We start from the raw sequence: 22,226 nt of genomic DNA on the forward strand, positions 1-22,226 counted from the left end.
ACGACCCCCGCCACCACACCCGGAGGGTGGCGGGGGCCGTCGTTCTGGTGAGGGCCGCGGCCCGGCGTGTGGGCCGCGGCCCTCGGGGGGAGGGCTCAGTACTTGCGGTCGGGCAGGGCCGCCTTGGCCTGCTCCTGCGTGAACGTGGTCTCCTCCGTGACGACCCGCTCGGGCACGGTCTCGCCGGCGAGGACCTTCTTCGCGAGGTCCATCAGCTGGTCACCGAGCAGCGGGCTGCACTCGACGATGAAGTTGATCTTGCCGTCGGCCAGGGCCTGCATGCCGTCCTTGACCGCGTCGACGGTGATGATCTTGATGTCCTTGCCCGGGACCTTGCCCGCGGCCTCGATGGCCTCGATGGCGCCCAGGCCCATGTCGTCGTTGTGGGCGTAGACGACGTCGATGTCCGGGTTGGACTTGAGGAAGGCCTCCATGACCTGCTTGCCCCCGGAGCGGGTGAAGTCACCGGTCTGCGAAGCGACGACCTTGATCTGCGGAGCGGCCTTGATCGCCTCGGCGAAGCCCTCCTTGCGGTCGATGGCCGGCGCGGCGCCGGTCGTGCCCTGCAGCTCGACGACGTTGACCGCGCTCTCGCCCTTGCTGTTCTCGACGAGCCACTCGCCGGCCTTCTTGCCCTCGAGCACGAAGTCCGAGCCGAGGAAGGTCTTGTAGAGGGTCTTGTCCTCGGAGTCGACCGCGCGGTCGGTGAGGATGACAGGAATGTTGGCCCGCTTGGCCTCGAGCAGCACGGTGTCCCAACCGGTCTCGACGACGGGGCTGAAGGCGATGACGTCGACCTTCTGCTGGATGTAGCTGCGGATCGCCTTGATCTGGTTCTCCTGCTTCTGCTGCGCATCGGAGAACTTCAGCTCGACGCCGGCGGTCTTGGCCGCCTCCTGCACGCTCTTCGTGTTCGCCGTGCGCCATCCGCTCTCGGCACCGACCTGGGAGAAGCCCATGACGATCGCGTCGCCACCTGCGGCGCCGCCCGACGCAGCAGCACCCGCCCCGGGGCCGCTCGTGCTTCCACAGGCGGTGAGGGCCGCGAGGGCCACGGCACTGACGGCCACCGGAAGGATCTTGTTCAGCACTGGAATTCCTCCAAACTCTGGACGCCGTCATTGGCGCCGTGATGCGGCCGACCTCCTCGTCCGCCGTGACCGTCAGGTCACTTGAGGCAAGAGTGTGAGCGTTAACATCGCGCCCCGTCAAGCCCTGGTCGCGATTTTTCCGAGGGGCTTGACGCCGATGTCCCGAATGCTATGTTAGCGCTCACTTTCGCGAGCAGGGCTGCTCCTGACCGGTGCTGCCCCTGCGCGGAGGACACCCGGACCCGAACCACAGCCCCCTTTCCACGAAAGGCCTCACCCATGGCACACGCACGTGTCGTGGCGGGTCTGGCGACCGGCGTCCTCGGCGTCGGACTGCTCGCCGGCCTCCCGACGGCTCAGGCCGCGGATGCCCCCGCCACCCCCGCTCCCCTCGACTACTCCATCGCCGTCGACACGGCGGCCACCGGACCCACCATCGACGACTCGATGTACGGCGTCTTCTACGAGGACATCAACCGCGCAGCGGACGGCGGCCTCTACGCGGAGCTCGTCCAGAACCGCTCGTTCGAGTACTCGAGCGTCGACAACCGCAGCTACACGGGCCTGACCTCGTGGGCGACGTCGGCGACCGCCGGCGGCTCCGGGACCGCGGCCACCGTCGACGACGACGCCCGCCTCGGAGAGCGCAACCGCACGTACCTGCGCCTGTCCCTGACCAACCCCCAGGGCGCCACCTTCGGCGTCAGCAACGCCGGCTACAACACGGGCGTGCGGCTCGAGGCCGACAAGACGTACGACTTCAGCGTGTGGGCCCGCACGGATGCCGCGTCGGGCACCCCGCTCACGGTCACCCTCCGCGACGCAGCCCGCACGACGGCATACGCCCCGCCCGTGACGATCGACGTCCGGGGCGACGCGTGGACGAAGTACTCCGGCACGTTCGTGGCGACGACCTCGACGACCGCGGGCCGCCTCGCCGTCGAGGCCGGTGGCACAGGCACGCTGCGCCTCGACATGGTCTCGCTGTTCCCGCGCGACACGTACAACGGTCGTCCGAACGGGCTGCGCAAGGACCTCGCCGAGAAGGTCGCCGCTCTTCACCCGGGCTTCGTCCGCTTCCCGGGTGGCTGCCTCGTCAACACGGGCAGCATGTACGCGTACGACGCCGCGAGCAGCTACCCGCGGGCACGCAGCTACCAGTGGAAGGACACCATCGGCCCCGTCGAGGAGCGCGCGACCAACTCGAACTTCTGGGGCTACAACCAGTCGTACGGCCTCGGCTACTACGAGTACTTCCAGTTCTCCGAGGACATCGGCGCCCAGCCCGTGCCCGTCCTGCCCGCCCTCGTCACGGGATGCGGGCAGAACCGCGCCACGGTCGACGACGCGCTGCTCCAGCGCCACATCCAGGACGCCCTCGACCTCATCGAGTTCGCCAACGGTCCGGTGACGAGCGAATGGGGCGCCAAGCGGGCGGCCATGGGTCACCCGGCACCCTTCGGGCTCAAGCGGATCGCGATCGGCAACGAGGAGAACCTTCCCGACGCGTACTTCGCCAACTACGTGAAGTTCGAGGCCGCGATCAAGGCCGCGCACCCCGACATCACGGTCATCTCGAACTCGGGTCCCGACGACACCGGCTCGACGTTCGACCGGCTCTGGGACCTCAACACCTCGCACGGCACCGAGATGCTCGACGAGCACTACTACAACAGCCCGGACTGGTTCCTCCAGAACAACAAGCGCTACGACACGTACGACCGGCAGGGACCCAAGGTCTTCCTCGGTGAGTACGCCTCGCTCGACAACAAGCTGCGCAACTCCCTCGCCGAGGCGGCGTACATGACGGGCCTCGAGCGCAACGCCGACGTCGTCAAGATGGCGTCGTACGCGCCGCTGCTCGCCAACGTCGACTACGTGCAGTGGAAGCCCGACATGATCTGGTTCGACAACGCCGGCTCGTGGGGCTCCACGAGCTACGAGGTGCAGAAGCTCTTCATGAACAACGTCGGTGACCAGGTCGTGCCGAGCACGGCGACCGGCTCTGTCGCACAGGCGAAGCCGATCACGGGCGCCGTCGGCCTCTCCACGTGGGCGACGGCCGCACGCTTCGACGACGTCACCGTGACGGGTGCCGACGGCGGGCAGCTGTTCAACGACGACTTCTCCGGGGACGCCTCGAGGTGGACCCCACTCGCCAACCGCGGCGCGTGGTCGGTACAGGACGGCGCGTACGTCCAGTCCGACACCGCGGCCCTCGACACGCTCGTCAGGGCCGGTGACGTCGGCTGGCACGACTACGACCTCCACCTCAAGGCGACGAAGACCGCAGGGGCCGAGGGCTTCCTCATCGGCTTCGGCGTCAAGGACTCCGGCAACTACTACTGGTGGAACCTCGGCGGCTGGAACAACAGCCAGGGCGCGGTGGAGAAGGCGGTCAACGGGGCCAAGCAGACGCTCATCGCGAAGCCCAACACGATCACCACCGGCCGGACCTACGACGTCACCGTCAAGGTCCGCGGCGGCCAGGTCGAGCTCTACCTCGACGGCGCCCTGTGGGGAAGCTTCCGCGACGACGCCGTGACCGAGCCGTTCGCCCAGGTCGTCACCCGTGACGTCGCACGCAACCAGCTCATCGTCAAGGTCGTCAACGCCCAGAGCACCCCGGCACGCACGACCGTCCACCTCGGGGGTGCCCGCGTCCTCGGCAGGGCGGAGATGACCGTCATCTCGGGCGACCCAGAGGCCCAGAACACGCGGACGGCCCAGCCCATCGCACCGGTCACGACGACCGTCAAGGGCATCGCGTCGACCTTCACCCGCACCTTCGAGCCGAACTCGGTGACCTTCCTCCGAGTCCAGATGAAGTAGGAGCAGCCATGTCCCACGCATTCTCCCGACGCAGCCTGCTCTGCGGTGGACTCGGCCTGGCCGCAGGCGGACTCGTGCTGCCGGCCGTCGCCGGGTCGGCGCTCGCAGCGCCGAGCGGACCGCTGACCGACGCGCAGGTCTACGGCGCGCCGACGGTCAGTCCTCTCGTGTGGCAGCGGGCCGACCCGTTCGTCACCCTGCCCGTCAACGGCATGTACTACTTCACCGGGTCCGTGCCGGAGTACGACCGGATCATCGTCCGCGGGTCCGACACGATCGCAGGCCTCGGCTCCGCGGCCGAGTCGGTCGTGTGGCGCCGCCCGAGCACCGGTCAGACGGGTGGCCACATCTGGGCGCCCGAGCTGCACCGGATCGACGGCCGCTGGTACATCTACTTCGCGGCCGGCGACGCGGGCAACGTCTTCAACATCCGGATGTACGTCATCGAGTCGGCCCTCGCCGACCCGCGCGAGGCCTCGGGCTGGAGCGCGCCGCGGCAGATCGTCACGCCGTGGTCGTCCTTCGCCCTGGACTCGACGACGTTCGAGCACCTCGGCCGGCGCTACCTCGTGTGGGCCCAGAGCGAGCCGGAGATCGCGGTCAACACGAGCCTCTACATCGCCGAGATGGCCTCGCCGTTCGAGCTCGCCACCGCACCGGTGCGCATCGCCACGCCGACGCGGTCGTGGGAGGTCCAGGGGTTCAAGGTCAACGAGGGTCCTGCCGTGCTCGTGCGCAACGGGAGGGTCTTCATCACCTTCTCGGCGAGCGCGACGGACTCGCGGTACTGCATGGGGCTGCTCACGGCCGACGCGCGAGCGAACCTGCTCGACTGGCGCTCGTGGAGCAAGACCGCCGACCCGGTCTTCACGACGAACGAGCAGACGCGGCAGTACGGTCCGGGCCACAACAGCTTCACCGTGGCCGAGGACGGCGTCACGGACGTCATGGTCTACCACGCCCGTGACTACCGCGACATCGTCGGCGACCCGCTCTACGACCCGAACCGGCACGCCCGGGCGCAGCGGCTCTACTGGCACCCGGACGGCACGCCCCTCTTCGGGGTGCCGGTCGGGGTCGGCGGGCCCATCGTGCGGCTCTCCCCCGCGGACTCGGCGACGTCCTTCGTCCGGCACTTCGCCTACGACCTGCGGGTCGACGCCGACGTGCGAGAGCTGGCCGACAGCCAGTTCCGTTTCGTCCCGGGCCATTCCGGTGACGGCACGGTCTCGCTGCAGTCCGTGAACTTGCCCGACCGGTTCGTCCGCGTGACGAGCACCGGAGTGCGCATCGACCCCGTCGAGGCGGACAACAGCACGTATGCCGCCGAGGCGAGCTTCCGGCGCGAGCCCGGTCTCGCAAGCCCGAAGGGTGTGTCCCTGCAGTCGGTCTCGGCTTCGGGGTCATACCTTCGCCACGACAGGGGTCGCCTCGTCGTGGGCTCGCCCTCCGGCTCGAAGTCGACGTTCTTCCTCAGCTGAGCGGCCGCACCACCACGCTCGAGCACCACCCGCGGGTGGCCGCGCCGGACAAGCGCGGCCACCCTCGGCCACCCACCCGACCGCACACCGCAGGAGCACCTCATGGCCCGGACCGCACCCACGTCGATCGAGCTCGTCGCGGACGGCATCCGTCTCGAGGTGGTCACCGCGGGTGCCGCCGTGCGGCGACTCGTCCTGACCGACGAGGAGCAACCGGTCGACGTGGTGCTCGGCTTCGCCGACCCGACGGCGTACGGCACCGGCCTGGACTACCTCGGCGCGACGATCGGGCGGTACGGCAACCGCATCGCCGGTGCCCGGTTCACGCTCGACGGCGCCGAGCAGCGGCTCACCCCCAACGAGAACGGCAACACGCTGCACGGCGGCGCCGAGGGCTTCGACCAACGCGCCTGGGACGTCGTCGAGCAGGACGACCGGCTCGTGCGGCTCGCGTTGCACAGCCCTGACGGCGACCAGGGCTTCCCGGGCGCCCTCGACGTCACGGTGACGTACTCGCTCGGTCCGAACCTCGTCCGCATCGACTACGCCGCGACGACCGACCGCGACACCGTCGTCAGCCTCACCAACCACGCCTACTTCAACCTCGACGGCGACGCATCGGGTCCCGTCGACGACCACGAGCTGACCGTGTCGGCCGACGCCTTCACCGTCGCGGGTCCGCAGCTGCTGCCCACCGGCGAGCTGCGCGACGTCACCGGGACGCCGTTCGACTTCCGTCGCCCGACCCGGATCGGTGACGCGCTGGCCGCCGACGACGAGCAGCTCGTCCTCGGGGGCGGCATCGACCACAACCTCGTCGTCCGCGGCTCAGGTCTGCGCCACGTGGCGACTGTGCGCGGCACGTCGGGCCGCACCCTCGTCATCGAGAGCGACCAGCCCGGCGTCCAGGTCTACACCGGGGCACACTTCGACGGCACGGTCGTCGGGACATCGGGCACGGCATACGGCGCGCGGGCGGGGGTCGCGCTGGAGACGCAGGGCTTCCCGGACGCTCCCAACCACGCGGGCTTCCCTTCGACGGTGCTGCGCGCCGGCGACACCTACGCGAGCACGACGACCTGGCGCCTCGGCCGCGAGGACTGAGGCCCGGGCGCCCGCCGGCGCCTAGTGGCGTCGGCGGTGGCCGCGCTCCTCGTGCAGCTCGGGGTGGACGTCCTCGGGCAGCTCCTCCGGCTCGGCACCCTCGCCCGGGCGTGCAACACCCCACCCGTCGGGCGTGATGGTGTCGACGGGCGGGTTGCCGACGAGGTGCGAGCGCTCGGCACCTTCGGGGTGGTCCCGCCGGGCGCGCTCCGTCTCGTCGCGGTGCGAGTTGACCGAGTCCATGGTGTCACCCCCACGGCGTGAGCTTCTCGGCTCGACCATGATGAAGCCGACGACGAGGATGACGACGACGCCCAACAGGACGAACAGTCCTACCTGATCACCCATGGCACCTCCCGGGTCAGATCCGATAGGTCGAACGTACTCCGGTCGGGCGTGGAGCGGCGGCGAACGCGTGTGGCGCTCGCCCCACCGGCCCGAGGGCGTGGACCCTCAGTCCTGGTCGGCGTCGCGCTGTCGGGTGGCGCGGGCGCGCGCGACGCGGGCCTCTCGTTCGCGCACGAGCCGGGCCTTGGGGTCGTTGTTCTCGCCGAGCTGGGCCGGCCCGAAGATCGACAGTCCGAGCATGCGCAGCTGGTAACCGATCCGATAGCCGATGGACAGCCCTTCGCTGGACCGCTGGCTCGACATATGGCGCCTCCAATTGTTAGTACACTAACTGTTAGTCTACACGCATTCTGCCGGACCCGAGACCGAGGCGAGATGAGCCAGACCACAGCGACCAGCCCCACCGACGCCGCACCCGACGACCTGCTGAAGCTGGACCGCCAGGTCTGCTTCGCGCTCGCCGTCGCCGCCCGAAACGTCATCGGCCTCTACCGACCCGTGCTCGAGCCGCTGGGGCTGACGCACCCGCAGTACCTCGTCATGCTGGCGCTCTGGGAGGACTCACCCGTCACCGTCCGCGCGCTCGGGCGGCTCATCAGCCTCGAGCCGGCGACGCTCTCGCCCCTGCTCAAGCGCCTCGAGGCCGCCGGGCTCGTGACCCGCGAGCGCCACCCCGACGACGACCGAGCCCTCGCCATCACGCTGACGGACCGCGGGCGCCGGCTGCGGGAGAAGGCGCTCGACGTGCCGCCGCAGGTCGTCGAGCGCCTCGGGATGGGGCTCGAGGAGCTCGAGGCCCTGCGCGCAGCACTGACCCGCGTCATCGCGGCCACCACGCCATCGGGCTGAGGTCGCGCGCACCTCGAGGCGCACATGCGGCAGGGCCCGGACCATTCGGTCCGGGCCCTGCGCGCGTCGGTCGGTGGGAGTCGGGTCAGGCGGCGTCGACGAGGGGGTGGTCGACGAGAGCGCGGAGCGCCTCCCGAAGGCGGCCGAACACCTGCGGGTCGCCGAGCACGTCGGTGTCGATCGTCGTCTGCGAGACCGCTATGCCGTCGAGCACGACGGCGCCGGCGACGCCGGCCGAGCGGCGCGCGTCCTCGTGCGCCCACTTGCCCCCGTAGGGCGTCGGCGTGGCACCCACGACGGCGAAGGGCTTGCCGGTGATGGCGCCCTGACCGTAGGGCCGCGAGAGCCAGTCGATGGCGTTGTTGAGCACGGCAGGCATGGTGCCGTTGTACTCCGGCGTGATCGCGAGGACGCGGTCCGCGCCGGCGACGGCCGCCCGCAGGTCGGCCGCGGGCGCAGGCACGTGGGCGCCGTCGAGGTCCTCGTTGTAGAACGGGAGGGCACCGAGGCCGTCGATGATCTGGACCTCGACGCCCTCGGGCGCCTGGTCGCGCAGGGACTCGGCGATGCGGCGGTTCACGGAGTCGGTGCGCAGGCTTCCGACGAGGACGGCGACGCGGGTGCGCGGGCTGGCAGCAGTAGTCATGCCGTGCAAAACGGACCCTGGTCCGTTTATATTCCCGACGCGGCCGAGTGCCACCGACCTAGGATCACGACCGTGTCCACCGAACGCGAGCTGTTCGACCTGCACGCACGCCCTGAGCGGCGTGACGCGGCGCGCAACCGCGAGCTGCTGCTCGAGGCCGCCCACCGGCTCGTCGAGCACCGCGGCGTGCCGGCGGTGACGATGGACGCCGTCGCCGCCGAGGCCGGCGTCGGCAAGGGCACGGTCTTTCGGCGCTACGGCAGCCGAGCGGGCCTGATGACCGCCCTGCTCGACGACGGCGAGGCACGCTGGCAGGCCCAGGTCATCTCGGGCCCGCCTCCACTCGGACCCGGCGCGCCGCCGCTCGAGCGCCTCCTGGCGTTCGGTGCGTCCCGGCTCGACCAGACCCTGCGCAACGCCGACCTCATGGTGGCCGCGGCGGGCACGCACGGACGTTCGCTGCCCGCCGTCGCGTTCTGGACCGCCCACGTACGCCACCTGCTGGCCGAGCTCCGCGTGACGGGCGACCTGCCCCTGCTCGCGACGGCCCTGCTCGCGCCGCTCGAGGTGACGATCGTGCTCCCGCAGCTCGAGGCGGGCGTCGAGCGCGAGCGCATCCTCGCCACGTGGGCCGAGGTCGTCGAGCGGGTCGTCCGCGCCGGCTGACGTCGACGCGTCCCGAGCGCGGGCTCTCGACCACCGCCGCCGAGCGCCTGTGCGCGGGCTGGACGCCCGCTGGGAGGCGGTCCCAGCGGCCGTGCAGCCGTTGTCCAGCGTCGAGGGGGATCGTCTCGGCCATGGGCACCCGAAAAGCAGGGGCGCCGGCTCCACAGCGTCCCGCTCGACTGCTGACCGGTGTGTACGCGCTCGCCACCCTCGTGGCCCTGGCCCTCACGGTGCTGGCCCGCCGCCGGCCACACCCCCTCCTCGGCGAAGAGGTGTTCGGGCTCGTCAACGTCCCGGTCGCGCCGACCGTCGTGTCGGTCGTCGTGCTGGCGCTCGCGACTCGGGCACTGCTCGGGCGCAAGCGCATCGGACTGTGGATCGTCGCCGCCTTCCAGGTGCTCGGCATGTACGTCGGCCTCGTTGCAGCTGCACCCGGGCTGCGCCTGCCCTTCACGCGAATGTGGGAGAGCCGGGGTGACCTGGGCCGCGGGCTCGACGTCGTGGCGATGGGCGTCGCCACCGTCGCGCTCTGGTGGCTGTGGCGCATCCGGAACGACTTCACCGGTCGGCTCCAGCGCGGCTCGTGGTGGCTGGCACTCGGCGCCCTGCTTGTCGGGGCCGGCGTCACCCTCGGTCTCGCGTGGCTGCTCCTGGGCGCTGTCGGCGCACCGGGGTCACAGGTGGAGACTCTCGTCGGGACCGTGCTGGAGGCGTTCGGCGGGGTCAGCCGCCGCGCGCTGGTCCGGGTGCCGGAATGGGTCGCCGAGGTCGTCGCGGGATGCGCGGGCCTGACCATCGTCGCGGGGGTCGTGCTCTTCCTCGGGTCCGCCCGGCCGCGCAGCCGCTGGTCGCCCGACCGCGAGGTCGCGCTGCGCGGGCTCCTCGCTCGGCACGGCGCCGCCGACTCCCTGGGCTACTTCGCGACCCGCCGGGACAAGGCGTCCGTCTTCTCCCCCGACGGCCGGGCCGCGGTGACCTACCGCGTCGTCGCCGGCGTCTCGCTGGCGTCCTCCGACCCCGTCGGTCACCGCGACAGCTGGCAGGGGGCGATAGAGGCGTGGCGCGCCGAGGCACGCGAGTTCGGGTGGGTCACAGCGGTGCTCGGTGCGAGCGAGCAGGGGGCGAGAGCCTATGCCGCCGCCGGAGGCATGCGGGTGCTCCGCCTCGGCGACGAGGCCGTCCTCGACCCCGCGCGGTTCGACGTGCGGAGCACGTCCATGTCACCCACCCGGCACGCCGTGAGGCGCGCCGCGCGCGCCGGCATCGTCGTCCAGGTACGGCGCCAGCACGAGATCGGCCGTGGCGAGCTGGCCGAGATCGCCGACCGTGCCGAGGCGTGGCGGGCCGGCGAGACCGAGCGGGGGTTCTCGATGGCGCTCGGCCGCACCGCCGACCCCGCCGACGGCGACGTCCTCCACGTCACGGCCCACACGGCCGAGCCAACGCACAGCCGCGACCTCGTCGGAGTGCTCTCCCTCGTCCCGTGGGGCCGGTCAGGTGCGTCCCTCGACGTCATGCGCCGGTCCCCCGACGCACCGAACGGCGTCACGGAGCTCATGGTGACCGAGCTCATGCAGAGGTGCGGGCAGCTCGGCCTGCGCCGCATCTCGCTGAACTTCTGCATGTTCCGGGCCGTCTTCGAGGACGCGGAGCGGATCGGGTCCGGCTCCCTCACCCGGGTCGGCGCGTCGGTCCTCGGGTTGCTCGACCGGTTCTGGCAGCTCGAGCGGCTCTACCGGTCCAACGAGAGGTACGCGCCGTCGTGGCAGCCGCGGTTCCTCTGCTACGACGACGCCGTGTCGCTGCCCCAGGTCGCCTTCGCGGCCGGCGCCGTCGAGGGCTTCCTTCCCTGGCCGTCCCGGAGCCCCGCCAGGATCGACCTCGACGCCGAGCACCTGGCCCAGCTCGCCAGGGCCACAAGCGAACCCGTCGGCATGGAGCCCAGCGGCCCACGCCGGACCGAACAGGTCCGCCACCGCATCGCAACCCTGGACCGGATGCGCGCAGCCGGAATCGAGGCCTATCCCGCCGGCGCCACTGCGGTGCGGACCACGCCGATCGCCCACGTGCACGAGACCGCCCCCACCGACCGGCAGCTGTCCGTCGTCGGACGCGTCCGCGACCTGCGTGACCACGGCGGCGTGGTGTTCGTGACGCTCGTCGACGGAGCCGGCGCGACGCAGGCCGTCCTCGAGGCGTCCCGCATGGGTCGGCCGTGCCTCGAGGCCTTCACCTCGTTCGCCGACGTCGGTGACCTCGTGCGTGTCGACGGTGCCACCGGGGTGTCGCGTTCCGGCACCCCGAGCCTGCTCGCGACCACGTGGCGCATGGAGGCGAAGGCACTGCACCCTGTGCCGTTCCGGTCCTTCGGGGATCCCACGGCGCGTGCTCGGCAGCGCACGACGGACCTGCTCGTCCACCCGGGCGATGTCGCACTCCTGCGCCGACGCTCGGCCGTCGTCGCCTCGATCCGCCGCACGTTGGACCACGCCGGCTTCCTCGAGGTCGAGACGCCGATGCTCCACACCGTCCACGGCGGCGCGAGCGCGCGGCCGTTCCGGACGTTCAGCAACGCGTACGGCGTCGACCTGTCCTTGCGGATCGCACCGGAGCTGCACCTCAAGAAGCTCCTCGTCGCCGGGTTCGGGCCGGTCTTCGAGCTGGGCCGCAACTTCCGCAACGAGGGCGCGGACGCGACGCACAACCCCGAGTTCACCTCGCTCGAGGTCTACGAGCCGCACGCCGACTACACGACGATGCGCCACCTCACCGAGCGACTCGTCAAGGCGGCCGCGCGAAGCGTCCACGGGCGGGAGGTCATCCCGCTGCCGAGCGCCGACACCGTGCGCGCCGGGACGGACGGCGTGGCGCTCGTCGACGTCAGTGGCGAGTGGCCCGTCGTGAAGGTCCTCGACGCGGTGTCGGCGGCGGTCGGTCGCGCCATCACGGTCGACACCGACCTGGACGTGCTCCTCGGCCTGGCCGAGGGCCACGGCATCGCCCTGAGGCCCGAGATGCGCGGCGGGGCCGTCATCGAGCAGCTCTACGCCGAGCTCGTCGAACCCGTCACCCTGCGCCCCACCTTCTACACCGACTTCCCGGTCGAGACCTCGCCGCTGACGCGGCCGCACCGCACCGAGGCGGGTCTCGCCGAGCGCTGGGACCTCGTCGTCGCGGGCATGGAGGTCGGCACCGCGTACAGCGAGCTCACCGACCCGGTCGACCAGCGCGCACGGCTGACCGAGCAGTCGCTCAGGGCCGCGGCGGGAGACGTTGAGGCGATGGAGGTCGACGAGGACTTCCTGCACGCGCTCGAGCTGGGGATGCCACCGAGCGGTGGCCTCGGCGTCGGGGTCGACCGGCTCGTGATGCTGCTGACCAACACCCCGATCCGCTCGGTGCTGACCTTCCCCTTCGTGCGGCCGCTCCCCGGGGCCGGCACCGACCGGGAGGTGAGCGTGGCATGGAGCTGACCGACACGAGCCTGCTCGTCGTTCTCGCCGGTCTCGCCCTCACCGTCTTCGTGCTCGTCGTCGCAGGCCTGCCCCGTCGGGGCAGCACCGCCGTGCGGGCCGTCGTGCGAGGCGGCCAGGTGATCGTGCTCAACCTCCTCGTCGTCGCCCTCTGCGGGGCGGCGCTCAACGACGAGTACCTCTTCTACTCGAGCTGGGGAGACCTGGCCGGCTCGGGCTCGGCGTCCGTGCAGGTGCACCACGGCGGCAGCGCCCCGGAGGTCGAGGCGGCGGCCGTGCACGGACCCGGCCTGCACGGCATCCTGACGCCGAAGGTCCTGCCCCCGCTGCCGCAGCCGCACTCCCGGCTGCAGACGTACACGGTCGTCGACGCCCGCGCGGCGGCGGAGGGACAGGTCTACGTCCACCTTCCCGTCGGCTACGACCCGCACTCGCCGCGCACCTACCCGGTCATCCTCGGGTTGCACGGCTTCCCCAGCGGCCCGAAGGGCTTCCTCCGGCTCAACTTCCTCCGCACCATCGACGCGCTGACCGCCGAGCACCGGCTCGCGCCCTCGATCGTCGTCGTCCCACGCATCGACACTCCCGCGAGCCTCGACACGGAGTGCGTCAACGGTGGTCCCGGAGAGCCGCAGACCGACACGTGGCTCTCCCACGACATCCCGTCGTGGGTGGTGCGGCACTTCCGCGTCGAGCGCACCCGGACGGCCTGGGCCGCCCTCGGCTACTCATACGGCGCCTGGTGCGCAGCGTCCCTGTCCATGCGCCACCCGGACGTTCTCGGCGCCGCGGTCGTCCTGCTCGGCTACTTCCGTCCGGACTTCAGCCCGGCCTACGACCCGCTCACGAGTGCCACCCAGGAGGGATACGACCTCGTCTCCCTGTCGCACACCGCTCCACCGCCCGTTGCGATGTGGGTGCTCACCTCGCGCGAGGACCCGCTGTCCTACCCGACGACGTCGAAGTTCCTCAGCGTCGCCCGAGCGCCGCTCGACGTCACCGCGACCGTCCTCGCCCACGGCGGCCACCGCGACTCCGTCTTCACCCCCTTCGTCCCCGCGTCGCTGCTGTGGCTCGCCCGGACGATGCCGGCCTTCCGTGGCTGACGCCCGACGCCGTATGCCGTCCGGTCGGCTCCCGGCGGGCCGGGCCGGTCGCCGTCACGGCACCACCCGAGAGAGACACGAAGGACGCAGAGGACACGGCGCCGGCCCGCACCACGGCGTCGTCCTGCTCGTCGGTGCCCTCGTCTACATGGTCCTGGCCGTCACCGACGTGCCGGTCGGACCCGGCACGTCAGCCCCCGGGCCTCCAGCCGGTGGGAGCGGCTCGGTCACGGCTCCCGCACGGACCGGCGGGACGGCACACGGCAGCACGCCGCCGACCAGCGCAGCGTCCACACCGAAGCGAGGACCACTCACTCTCGTCGGGCTCGGCGACTCGGTGCCTGCCGCGACGACGTGCGACTGCAACGGCTTCGTGGAGCTGCTCGGCACCAGGCTCGCGACGCTCACCGGCCGCCACTGGGTGGTCCACAACGACGCCAACGGCGGGTGGACCACTGCCGACGTCGAGGACGACCTGCAGGCCCCCCCGACGCGTGACGACCTCGGGCGGGCCGACCTCGTGGTCGTCGAGGTCGGTGCCAACGACTTCGACCTCGACCGCGTCGACGACCCCGACTGCCTTCCCGCCTCCAACTCCGGCTGCTGGTCGGCGACGCTGCAGGGTCTGCGCGACGGTCTGACACGCATCATCAACGCCATCAGGCACCTCGACGCGCGGCCGGACCTCCGCGTCGCCGTCCTCGGCTACTGGAACGTCACGGTCGACGGGGCGGTCGGCACGGCGCTCGGCGAGGACTTCGTCCTGGGCAGCGACGCCCTGACGCGCCTCGTCAACTCCACCGTCGCGGCCGTGGCCTCGTCGACCGGCGCGCTCTACGTCGACGCGTACACGCCGCTCAAGGGCGTCGACGGCACGCGCGACCCCACGGGCGACCTCCTCGACGACGGCGACCACCCCAACGCGAGCGGGCACACCCTCCTCACGACGGCCGTCGTCGACAGCCTCGAGCATGCCGGGGCCGTCCCGACCTGGCAGCGCTCCTGACCCGTCGCGCGTCAAACGCGCCGGCCCGGCTGCCCGCAACGTCGACGGGACCCCGATCCCATACCCCATTTCGCGGGTCTTCAACTCCCACAGGCGAGCCGGCTCGGCGACCGTTGACGGGGAGGCCCTCGTACGGTTGCGTGGGTGGACATGACGGTCATCGGATTCCACTGCTCCCACGAGCAGATCGACCCCGCCCAGCTGCTGCGCGACGTGCAGGCGGCGGAGGCCGCCGGGTTCACGGCGGGCATGTCCTCCGACCACCTGTCCCCGTGGAGCAGCCGTCAGGGCGAGTCGGGGTACGCCTGGAGCTGGCTCGGCGCGGCATTGGCCACGACGTCCCTGCCCTTCGGTGTCGTCACGGCCCCCGGCCAGCGGTACCACCCTGCCGTCACGGCCCAGTCGATCGCGACGCTGGGACAGATGTTCCCCAGCCGGTTCTGGGCGGCGCTCGGCTCCGGTGAGGCGTCGAACGAGCGGGTCACGGGCGCGGTGTGGCCACGCAAGGAGGTGCGCGACGCGCGGCTCGTCGAGTGCGTCGACGTCATCCGACGCCTTCTCGCGGGCGAGGAGGTCAGCCACGACGGACTCGTCACCGTCAACCGCGCCCGGCTGTGGACGCTCGCCGACCCGGTGCCGGACCTCGTCGGGCCGGCCGTCACACCGGCGACCGCCGCGCGTCACGCGTCGTGGGCCGACGGCCTCATCACGGTCAACCAGCCGCACGACACCCTGCGGCAGGTGCTCGGGGCGTACCGCGACGCCGGCGGACGGGGACCGGCACGCCTGCAGATCCACCTCAGCTGGGCGACGACGGAGGAGGAGGCGCTCCACGTGGCCCACGACCAGTGGCGTAGCAACGTGCTCGGGCCGCCGGTCGCCTGGGACACCGAGACCGTCGAGGCCTTCGACCTCATCGGCGAGTCCGTCTCCCCCGAGCAGGTGCGCGAGTCGGTGCTCGTCTCGTCCGAGCTGGACCGCCACGCGCAGTGGCTCCACGAGTACGTCGAGATGGGGTGGGACGAGCTGTACCTGCACTTCGTCGGACAGCACCAGGCACCGTTCATCGAGGCGTTCGGCACACACGTGCTGCCGCAGCTCGCTCCCGGCTCCCCCGCGCCGCAGCACCGCTCGACCACGCGCCCAAGGAGGTCACGTCATGAAGATGAGCGACACCGGCGACATCTGGTGGAAGAACGCGGTCGTCTACTGCGCCGACGTCGAGACGTTCCACGACTCGAACGGTGACGGCATCGGCGACCTGCGCGGCATGACCGACCGGATCGAGTACCTCGCCGACCTCGGCGTCACCTGCCTGTGGCTCATGCCGTTCTACCCGACCGCCCGCAAGGACGACGGCTACGACATCACCGACTTCTACGGCGTCGACCCGAAGCTCGGCACCCTCGGCGACGTCGTCGAGCTCGTCCGGACGGCGCGCGCCCACGGGATCCGGGTCATCATCGACTTCGTCATGAACCACACGTCCGACCGGCACCCGTGGTTCAGGTCTGCACGCCGCAGCCGCGACGACCCCTACCGCGACTACTACGTGTGGAGCCGCACGCGGCCGAAGTCGAGCAAGAAGGACGTCGTCTTCCCGGACCAGGAGGACAGCATCTGGGACCGCGACGAGAAGACCGGGGACTACTACCTGCACCACTTCTACAAGCACCAACCCGACCTCAACGTCGCCAATCCCGCTGTGCAGGAAGAGATCTCCCGCACCCTTGGCTTCTGGCTCGAGCTCGGTGTCTCCGGCTTCAGGGTCGATGCCGTGCCGTTCCTCTTCGCACGCGACGGCGTGCCCGGCGTCGAGGACCCCGACGCGTTCAACCCCGACCGTTACCTCGGAGACGTGCGGTCCTTCGTCACCCGACGCCTCGGCGACGCCATGCTGCTCGGCGAGGTGAACCTGCCGTACGAGGAGCAGCGCCGCTTCTTCGGCGGTGACGACGGTGACGGCCTCACCATGCAGTTCGACTTCATCGGCATGCAGCGGCTCTACCTGTCGCTGGCGCGCGGTGACGCCGGTCCGCTGGCCGACGCGCTGCGTGAACGGCCCGCCCTCGACATCACGAGCCAGTGGGCGAGCTTCGTGCGCAACCACGACGAGCTCACGCTCGACAAGCTGACGATGAGTGAACGCCGCGAGGTCTTCGACGCGTTCGGGCCCGACCCGGCCATGCAGCTCTACGACCGCGGACTGCGACGCCGACTGCCCACGATGCTCGGTGGTGACGAGCGACGCATCCGCCTGGTCTACTCCCTCATGTTCTCGCTGCCCGGCACGCCGGTCCTCTTCTACGGCGAGGAGATCGGCATGGGTGAGAACCTCGACGTCCCCGGCCGACTGGCCGTGCGCACGCCGATGCAGTGGGCTCCCGGCCCGTACGGCGGGTTCACGTCGGGGACCCCGCGCCGGCTCACGCGCCCCATGCCGGACGGGCTGTGGGGCCCTGACCGGGTCAACGTCGCCGACCAGCGGCGCGACTCCGGCTCGCTCTGGTGGTTCATCCGCGGCCTCGTGCGGCGGTACCGGCAGCTTCCTCAGAGCGGCTGGGCCGCGATCGAGGTGCTCGACCACCCGGCCCCGTCGGTGCTCGCCCACGTGAGCCGCAGTGACGACTGGATGATGCTCGCGGTCCACAACCTGGGCCCGGACGGCGCAGTGGTGCCCCTGACCGTGCCCGACCTGCCCGACGGCGCACGGCTCGTCGACGTCCTCGGCGAACGCCGTGAGACGCCGGTCGACCGCTCGGGCGCAGTCGAGGTGGAGATCGGCCCCTACGGTTACCGCTGGCTCCTCGTGGCCCGCCCGGGGGAGGACCCGCTCGTGTGACGCCGAGGCCCGGCCCCGCCCCCGGTCCTCGTGTCGAAGTCGATGCGGGGATCGGCGAGGGGCGACTTCCCGTAGACCAGGCAGAAGGGGTGACCGACGGGGTCGAGGAAGACGCGGTAACCGGTCTCCGGCGACCCCGGCGCCCGCCGCGCACCGAGCGCCAAGACGCGTGCCTCGGCGACGTCGACGTCGTCGACCCGGATGTCGAGGTGCACCTGCTGGGGGTGCGTGGGGTCGGGCCACTCCGGGGGCACCCACGTGGCGGCGCGCTGGAAGGCCAGCTCACGCATACCGGCAGCGCGGCCGAGCACGACCCAGTCCGGCGCGTCCTCGAGGACACGCATACCGAGGAAACGGGCGTAGAACGCCGCGAGGGCACGCGGGTCGGGACAGTCGATGACCGGCTTCTCGAGCTGGGCTCTCATGTCGGGCGACCCTCGAGCGACGCCCTGCCCCGTCGGGGCGCCCCTCTGTCGGGCATCAGTGGTTGCGCAGCGCCGAGATCAGCTGGGACTTGTTCATCGAGGACCGACCCTCGATACCGATCTCGCGCGCCCGCTTCATCAGCTGGTCCTTCGTCATGTCCTCGTAGTCGCCGGCCTTGCCGCCCTTGCGGCCGACCGAGGAGCGAGAGGTCGCGGCGGCGGCGTTGGAGATGCGGGCGGCCTTCTCCTTGCTCGCCCCCTCGTCGCGCAACGACTCGTAGAGGTGCTTGTCCTTGACCGATGGTCCGGGGTTGCGGCGTGGCATGGGTTCCTCCTTGTCGGACGGTCTCCAATCGGCACATACCCACCTCGGCACGGGCGTCACCCGGCGGGTGACGCCCGAACCCGTCCCTGCGTCTCACTCGTTGGTGCGTGACGCGGCCCGGTCACCCAGCCTCGTGAGCCGGTCGACGATGCGTGACCCCAGCTGCCGACGCGCGGCCCGGCCCTCGACAAGAGCCGCCCCACCACGGTCCGGCGAGCCGGGGAGCAGCCGGCCCGCGACCCCCATGAGGCGGGTCGTCGTCCCTGGCGCCAGGCCACGGACACGGATCCCCGCCCAGGCAAGCGGAGTGAGCACGACCATCGGCCGGCCGGAGAGGATCCCCTGCACGATCCGACGCGCGGCCCGCTCGGCGTCCATGGAGAGCAACGGCAGCGACGCCGCCGGCGCGAACCACGCGTACTCCTGGTCCGCCTCGCCGCCGAACTGCGCGTGGACGTGCCCTCCGGTTCGCATGAGGCCCGGGACCACGGTCGTGGCCGTCACGCCGGTGCCGCTCAGACCCGCGGCCAGCCCGTCGGAGAACCCGACCGCGGCGAACTTCGCCGTGGCATACGGCAACAGGTGGGGCGGTGACACCATCCCCCCGATCGACGTGATGGTCCCGATCCGTCCACGTCCACGTCGCCGCATCGCCGGCAGCACCGTCATCGCTGCGTGGATCGGGCCCCACGCCATCGTGTCGACGGCATCCTCGAAGTGCTGCAGCGTGAGGGACTCGAGGGGTGCGACCTGGATGATCCCCGCGACCGTGACCATGACCTCGATCGGCCCGATGTCGCGCTCGACCATGCCGACGAGGGCTCCCACCTCGTGGCGGTCCCGGACGTCGCACACCTCGACCACCACCGTGCCGTGGTCAGCGAGGAGCTCACGGGCCGAGGCGAGCTCGTCCACGTCACGGGCGCCGACGACGACGCGGTGCCCCCGACGGAGCAGCTCGCGCGAGATGAGCAGACCGAGCCCTCGCGAGCCTCCGAGGACGACCGCCACCGGTGCGGTGTCGGCCCGGCCGGTGGCACTGCTGCCCGTGGGCGCCTGTGCGTCGTATGCGTCGACCATGGTGCTCCTCGTCGTCGAGTCGTCTGGCGGACCTGCGGTGGATCGGTGAGCCGGTGGGTAGGTGCAGCAGCATGAAGGCACTGACCTGGCACGGCATCGAGGACGTCCGCATCTCCGACGTACCCGACCCGAAGATCGCCAACCCGACCGACGCCATCGTGAGGGTGACGTCGACGGCGATCTGCGGCTCGGACCTGCACCTCTACGGGGTGCTGGCGCCCTACCTCGAACCGGGCGACATCCTCGGCCACGAGTTCATGGGGATCGTCGAGCAGGTCGGTCCGGAGGTCGCAACGCTCGCGGAGGGCGACCGGGTGGTCGTCCCGTTCAACATCTCGTGCGGCCGGTGCTGGATGTGCCAGCGCGGGCTGTTCGCGCAGTGCGAGACGACGCAGAACACCGACGCCGGCAAGGGAGCCAGCCTCTTCGGCTACACGAGCCTCTACGGGGCCGTGCCGGGCGGGCAGGCCGAGTACGTACGCGTGCCGCACGCGGACTTCGGCCCCATCCAGATCCCGCGCGAGAGGCCCGACGAGCGCTTGCTCTACCTCTCCGACATCCTCCCGACGGCGTGGCAGGCGGTGGAGTATGCCGACGTCAACGGCAACGACACGCTCGCCGTGCTGGGCTTGGGCCCTGTCGGCCAGCTGGCGGTGCGCTCAGCCCTGCACCGCGGAGTCGGACGCGTCATCGGCGTGGACCTCGTCCCCGACCGCATCGAGCTCGCACGCCGCCACGGGGCAGAGGTGCTCGACGCCTCGGACACCGACGTCGTGCAGGCGCTGCGTGACCTCACGGAGGGCCGCGGACCCGACGCCGTCATCGACGCCGTCGGCATGGAGGCCCACGGAAACGCGGTGTCGGAGAAGGTCATCAACGCGACCCGACGGCTGCCGAAGCCGCTCGCCCGGGGCGCCATCGAGCACTTCGGCATCGACCGTCTCGCGGCCCTGCACACCGCGATCGCAGCGGTGCGCCGCGGGGGCACGCTGTCGATCAGCGGGGTCTACGGGGGCATGGCCGACCCGATGCCGATGATGGAGCTGTTCGACAAGGGCCTGACGATCCGCATGGGCCAGTGCCACGTGCGGCGCTGGAGCGACGAGCTGCTCGACATCGTCAGCGCCGACGCGGACGTGCTCGGGCTCGAGGGGCTCGCGACCCACCGGGCCCCCCTCGCCGACGCCCCCGACCTGTACCGCCTGTTCCAGGAGAAGCGGGACCAGTGTCTCAAGGTCGTGCTCAGGCCGTGACGGGCTCGCACGCTCCTCAGGTGAGCAGCTGTCGAGCGACGCCGAGGTCGGCGACGAGGGCCTCGAGGTCGGCGTCCCGCTGCCGCGAGCGGAGCACCGACGACGGGTGGGCTGTCGCGACGACGAACTCCGGCGGTCGCGGCACCGGCCAGGTGCCCGTCGGCCACTCCAGCCGCCGTCCGCGCTGACTGCCCACACGGAACGAGGGCCCGTACAGCGCCTGGCCCGCGGTGGCGCCCAGGACGACCACGCCGCGCGGCGCGATCAGCTCGAGCTCGCCGAGCAGCCACGGCTCGCAGGCCGCCACGTGCCAGCGCGAGGGTGACTTGTGGATGCGCTTCGAGTCGCGGCGCTCGTAGCGGAAGTGCTTGACGGCGTTGGTCCGGTAGACCCGGTCGCGGGCCACGCCCGCCGCGTCGAGGGCCTGGTCGAGCAACCTGCCCGCGGGGCCGACGAACGGCCTGCCCTCGACGTCCTCGCGGTCGCCCGGTTGCTCACCGAGCAGCAGCAGGTCGGCCTTGAGCGGTCCCTCGCCCATCACAGCCTGGGTGGCGTCGCGGAAGAGCCCGCAACCGCGGCAGGCCTGCGCGGCGTCGTCGAGCTCAGCCACCGACCGCGGGTGCTCGGGCACCCACTCCGCGGCTCCGGGACCGTCCCTACCCGTCGCAGCCATGGTCAGAAGACCGCTCCACCGCCCGTGACACCCAGGACGGTGCCCGACACGTAGCTCGCGTCGGAGGGCGAGGCGAGGAAGACGTAGGCGGGCGCGACCTCTCCGGGCTGTCCGGCCCGGCCCAGCGGCGTCTCCGAGCCGAACGTCTCGATCTTCTCCGCGTCTCGCGTCGCCGGCTGCAGCGGCGTCCAGATCGGACCGGGGGCAACAGCATTGACACGAATCCCCTTGGGGCCGAGGGAAGCCGCCAGGTTGACCGTCAGGTTGTTGAGTGCTGCCTTCGTCGCGGCGTAGTCGAGCAGCGCCGGCGATGGGTCGTAGGCCTGGATGGACGTCGTGTTGATGATCGACGACCCCGGGGCCAGGTGCGGAAGGGCCGCCTGGCACAGCCATATCACCGCGTGCAGGTTCGTGCGCATGACGCGTTCGACGTGCTCGGGCTGCAGGCCCTCGAGGCCCTCGGGGCCGCGGTCCCAGTGGTAGCCCGCGTTGTTGACGAGGATGTCGAGTCCGCCGAGCTCGCGCACGGCGTCGGCGACGACCTGCAGGCACTCCTGACGGCCGACGAGGTCGGCAGGCAGGAGCACGCCGTGACGGCCCGCCTTCGTCACCCACGCCAGGGTGTCCTCGGCGTCCGACTGCTCCGCGGGCAGGTAGCTGATGGCGACGTCAGCTCCCTCCCGCGCGTACGCGATGGCGATGGCGCGACCGATGCCGGAGTCTCCGCCCGTGATGAGGGCGCGCTTGCCCTGGAGGCGTCCATGACCCACGTAGGTCTCCTCCCCGTGGTCTGGCACGGGGGTCATCTCGCTCGTCAGCCCCGGCGGCTCCTGCTGCTGCGCAGGGAAACCGCCCTTGTCGTCGTGGCGCACGAGCGCTTCGGCGCGGTCGGCGATCTCGGACATCGGTCATCCCTTCCGTTCGGGTGCTGTGCCTGCGTTCTGCACCTACCCAGATGACCTCGGGAGGCGCACGCTCGGCTCGGACGCGTGTCCGCCTCGGCCCGCCGGTCGGCGTTCAGGGTCG

Annotated in this window: 20 protein-coding genes; 11 read left to right on the plus strand and 9 right to left on the minus strand. The window is 71.4% G+C overall.

The annotated features are described in order from the left end of the window. Positions 1-95: 95 nt before the first annotated feature. Positions 96-1,091, minus strand: a complete 996-nt coding sequence (locus ACFQU3_RS23270; protein WP_385914238.1) for an ABC transporter substrate-binding protein — start codon at positions 1,089-1,091, stop codon at positions 96-98. Positions 1,092-1,370: 279 nt separating this feature from the next. Between ACFQU3_RS23270 and ACFQU3_RS23275 the strand changes: the two genes are divergently transcribed. From ACFQU3_RS23275 to ACFQU3_RS23285, 3 genes are all read left to right on the plus strand, one after another. After that, positions 1,371-3,923: an alpha-L-arabinofuranosidase C-terminal domain-containing protein gene (locus ACFQU3_RS23275; protein WP_385914239.1), complete on the plus strand. Its 2,553-nt coding sequence runs from the start codon at positions 1,371-1,373 to the stop codon at positions 3,921-3,923. 8 nt (positions 3,924-3,931) lie between these two features. After that, positions 3,932-5,404 (plus strand): family 43 glycosylhydrolase, encoded by a 1,473-nt coding sequence (locus tag ACFQU3_RS23280; RefSeq protein WP_385914241.1) that lies wholly within the window; start codon positions 3,932-3,934, stop codon positions 5,402-5,404. Between the two features lie 102 nt (positions 5,405-5,506). Beyond that, a complete protein-coding gene (locus ACFQU3_RS23285; RefSeq protein ID WP_385914243.1) occupies positions 5,507-6,508 on the plus strand; it encodes an aldose epimerase family protein in 1,002 nt (333 codons plus the stop codon). Positions 6,509-6,529: 21 nt separating this feature from the next. On the opposite strand, the gene ACFQU3_RS23290 is transcribed toward ACFQU3_RS23285, so the two are convergent. Then, positions 6,530-6,856: a hypothetical protein gene (locus ACFQU3_RS23290; protein ID WP_385914245.1), complete on the minus strand. Its 327-nt coding sequence runs from the start codon at positions 6,854-6,856 to the stop codon at positions 6,530-6,532. A gap of 105 nt (positions 6,857-6,961) precedes the next feature. Then, on the minus strand, positions 6,962-7,159 hold the full coding sequence (locus tag ACFQU3_RS23295; protein WP_385914246.1) for a hypothetical protein: 198 nt from the start codon (positions 7,157-7,159) through the stop codon (positions 6,962-6,964). A gap of 72 nt (positions 7,160-7,231) precedes the next feature. Between ACFQU3_RS23295 and ACFQU3_RS23300 the strand changes: the two genes are divergently transcribed. Next, a complete protein-coding gene (locus ACFQU3_RS23300; protein WP_385914248.1) occupies positions 7,232-7,705 on the plus strand; it encodes a MarR family winged helix-turn-helix transcriptional regulator in 474 nt (157 codons plus the stop codon). An 85-nt stretch (positions 7,706-7,790) separates the two neighbouring features. Here ACFQU3_RS23300 and ACFQU3_RS23305 read toward each other — a convergent pair whose 3' ends face one another. Then, complete coding sequence (locus ACFQU3_RS23305; RefSeq protein ID WP_385914250.1) at positions 7,791-8,351, minus strand: NADPH-dependent FMN reductase; 561 nt, start codon at positions 8,349-8,351, stop codon at positions 7,791-7,793. A gap of 72 nt (positions 8,352-8,423) precedes the next feature. Between ACFQU3_RS23305 and ACFQU3_RS23310 the strand changes: the two genes are divergently transcribed. The 6 genes from ACFQU3_RS23310 to ACFQU3_RS23335 all read left to right on the plus strand — a co-directional run bounded on the left by ACFQU3_RS23310 (position 8,424) and on the right by ACFQU3_RS23335 (position 17,444). Continuing rightward, a complete protein-coding gene (locus ACFQU3_RS23310; protein WP_385914251.1) occupies positions 8,424-9,017 on the plus strand; it encodes a TetR/AcrR family transcriptional regulator in 594 nt (197 codons plus the stop codon). Between the two features lie 131 nt (positions 9,018-9,148). Continuing rightward, entirely contained in the window at positions 9,149-12,490 is a 3,342-nt protein-coding gene (gene lysX, locus ACFQU3_RS23315) for a bifunctional lysylphosphatidylglycerol synthetase/lysine--tRNA ligase LysX (RefSeq protein WP_385914253.1), read from the plus strand. Beyond that, positions 12,481-13,596: an alpha/beta hydrolase gene (locus ACFQU3_RS23320; protein WP_385914255.1), complete on the plus strand. Its 1,116-nt coding sequence runs from the start codon at positions 12,481-12,483 to the stop codon at positions 13,594-13,596. The genes lysX and ACFQU3_RS23320 overlap by 10 nt, the downstream gene beginning before the upstream one ends. Beyond that, on the plus strand, positions 13,589-14,602 hold the full coding sequence (locus tag ACFQU3_RS23325) for an SGNH/GDSL hydrolase family protein (RefSeq protein ID WP_385914257.1): 1,014 nt from the start codon (positions 13,589-13,591) through the stop codon (positions 14,600-14,602). Before ACFQU3_RS23320 ends, ACFQU3_RS23325 begins: the two co-directional genes overlap by 8 nt. A 150-nt stretch (positions 14,603-14,752) precedes the next feature. Further along, positions 14,753-15,850, plus strand: a complete 1,098-nt coding sequence (locus ACFQU3_RS23330; protein ID WP_385914259.1) for a TIGR03885 family FMN-dependent LLM class oxidoreductase — start codon at positions 14,753-14,755, stop codon at positions 15,848-15,850. Further along, on the plus strand, positions 15,762-17,444 hold the full coding sequence (locus ACFQU3_RS23335; RefSeq protein WP_385914261.1) for an alpha-amylase family protein: 1,683 nt from the start codon (positions 15,762-15,764) through the stop codon (positions 17,442-17,444). The genes ACFQU3_RS23330 and ACFQU3_RS23335 overlap by 89 nt, the downstream gene beginning before the upstream one ends. On the opposite strand, the gene ACFQU3_RS23340 is transcribed toward ACFQU3_RS23335, so the two are convergent. The 3 genes from ACFQU3_RS23340 to ACFQU3_RS23350 form a co-directional block, all read right to left on the minus strand. Next, positions 17,396-17,869, minus strand: coding sequence for a VOC family protein (locus ACFQU3_RS23340; RefSeq protein WP_385914263.1), 474 nt, complete (start codon positions 17,867-17,869; stop codon positions 17,396-17,398). The two genes, ACFQU3_RS23335 and ACFQU3_RS23340, sit on opposite strands and share 49 nt — an antisense overlap. A gap of 55 nt (positions 17,870-17,924) precedes the next feature. Beyond that, positions 17,925-18,194, minus strand: coding sequence for a Rho termination factor N-terminal domain-containing protein (locus tag ACFQU3_RS23345; protein ID WP_385914265.1), 270 nt, complete (start codon positions 18,192-18,194; stop codon positions 17,925-17,927). Positions 18,195-18,287: 93 nt separating this feature from the next. Continuing rightward, positions 18,288-19,274, minus strand: coding sequence for an SDR family NAD(P)-dependent oxidoreductase (locus tag ACFQU3_RS23350; RefSeq protein WP_385914267.1), 987 nt, complete (start codon positions 19,272-19,274; stop codon positions 18,288-18,290). Between the two features lie 71 nt (positions 19,275-19,345). Here ACFQU3_RS23350 and ACFQU3_RS23355 point away from each other — a divergent pair, with 71 nt between their 5' ends. Beyond that, complete coding sequence (locus tag ACFQU3_RS23355) at positions 19,346-20,527, plus strand: zinc-dependent alcohol dehydrogenase (RefSeq protein ID WP_385914269.1); 1,182 nt, start codon at positions 19,346-19,348, stop codon at positions 20,525-20,527. A 16-nt stretch (positions 20,528-20,543) separates the two neighbouring features. On the opposite strand, the gene ACFQU3_RS23360 is transcribed toward ACFQU3_RS23355, so the two are convergent. Both ACFQU3_RS23360 and ACFQU3_RS23365 read right to left on the minus strand, forming a co-directional pair. Then, complete coding sequence (locus ACFQU3_RS23360) at positions 20,544-21,200, minus strand: UdgX family uracil-DNA binding protein (protein ID WP_385914271.1); 657 nt, start codon at positions 21,198-21,200, stop codon at positions 20,544-20,546. Positions 21,201-21,202: 2 nt separating this feature from the next. Further along, positions 21,203-22,105 (minus strand): SDR family oxidoreductase, encoded by a 903-nt coding sequence (locus ACFQU3_RS23365; RefSeq protein WP_385914273.1) that lies wholly within the window; start codon positions 22,103-22,105, stop codon positions 21,203-21,205. Positions 22,106-22,226: the final 121 nt, after the last annotated feature.

The organism is Terrabacter sp. GCM10028922 (assembly GCF_042666095.1).
Lineage (GTDB): Bacteria > Actinomycetota > Actinomycetes > Actinomycetales > Dermatophilaceae > Terrabacter.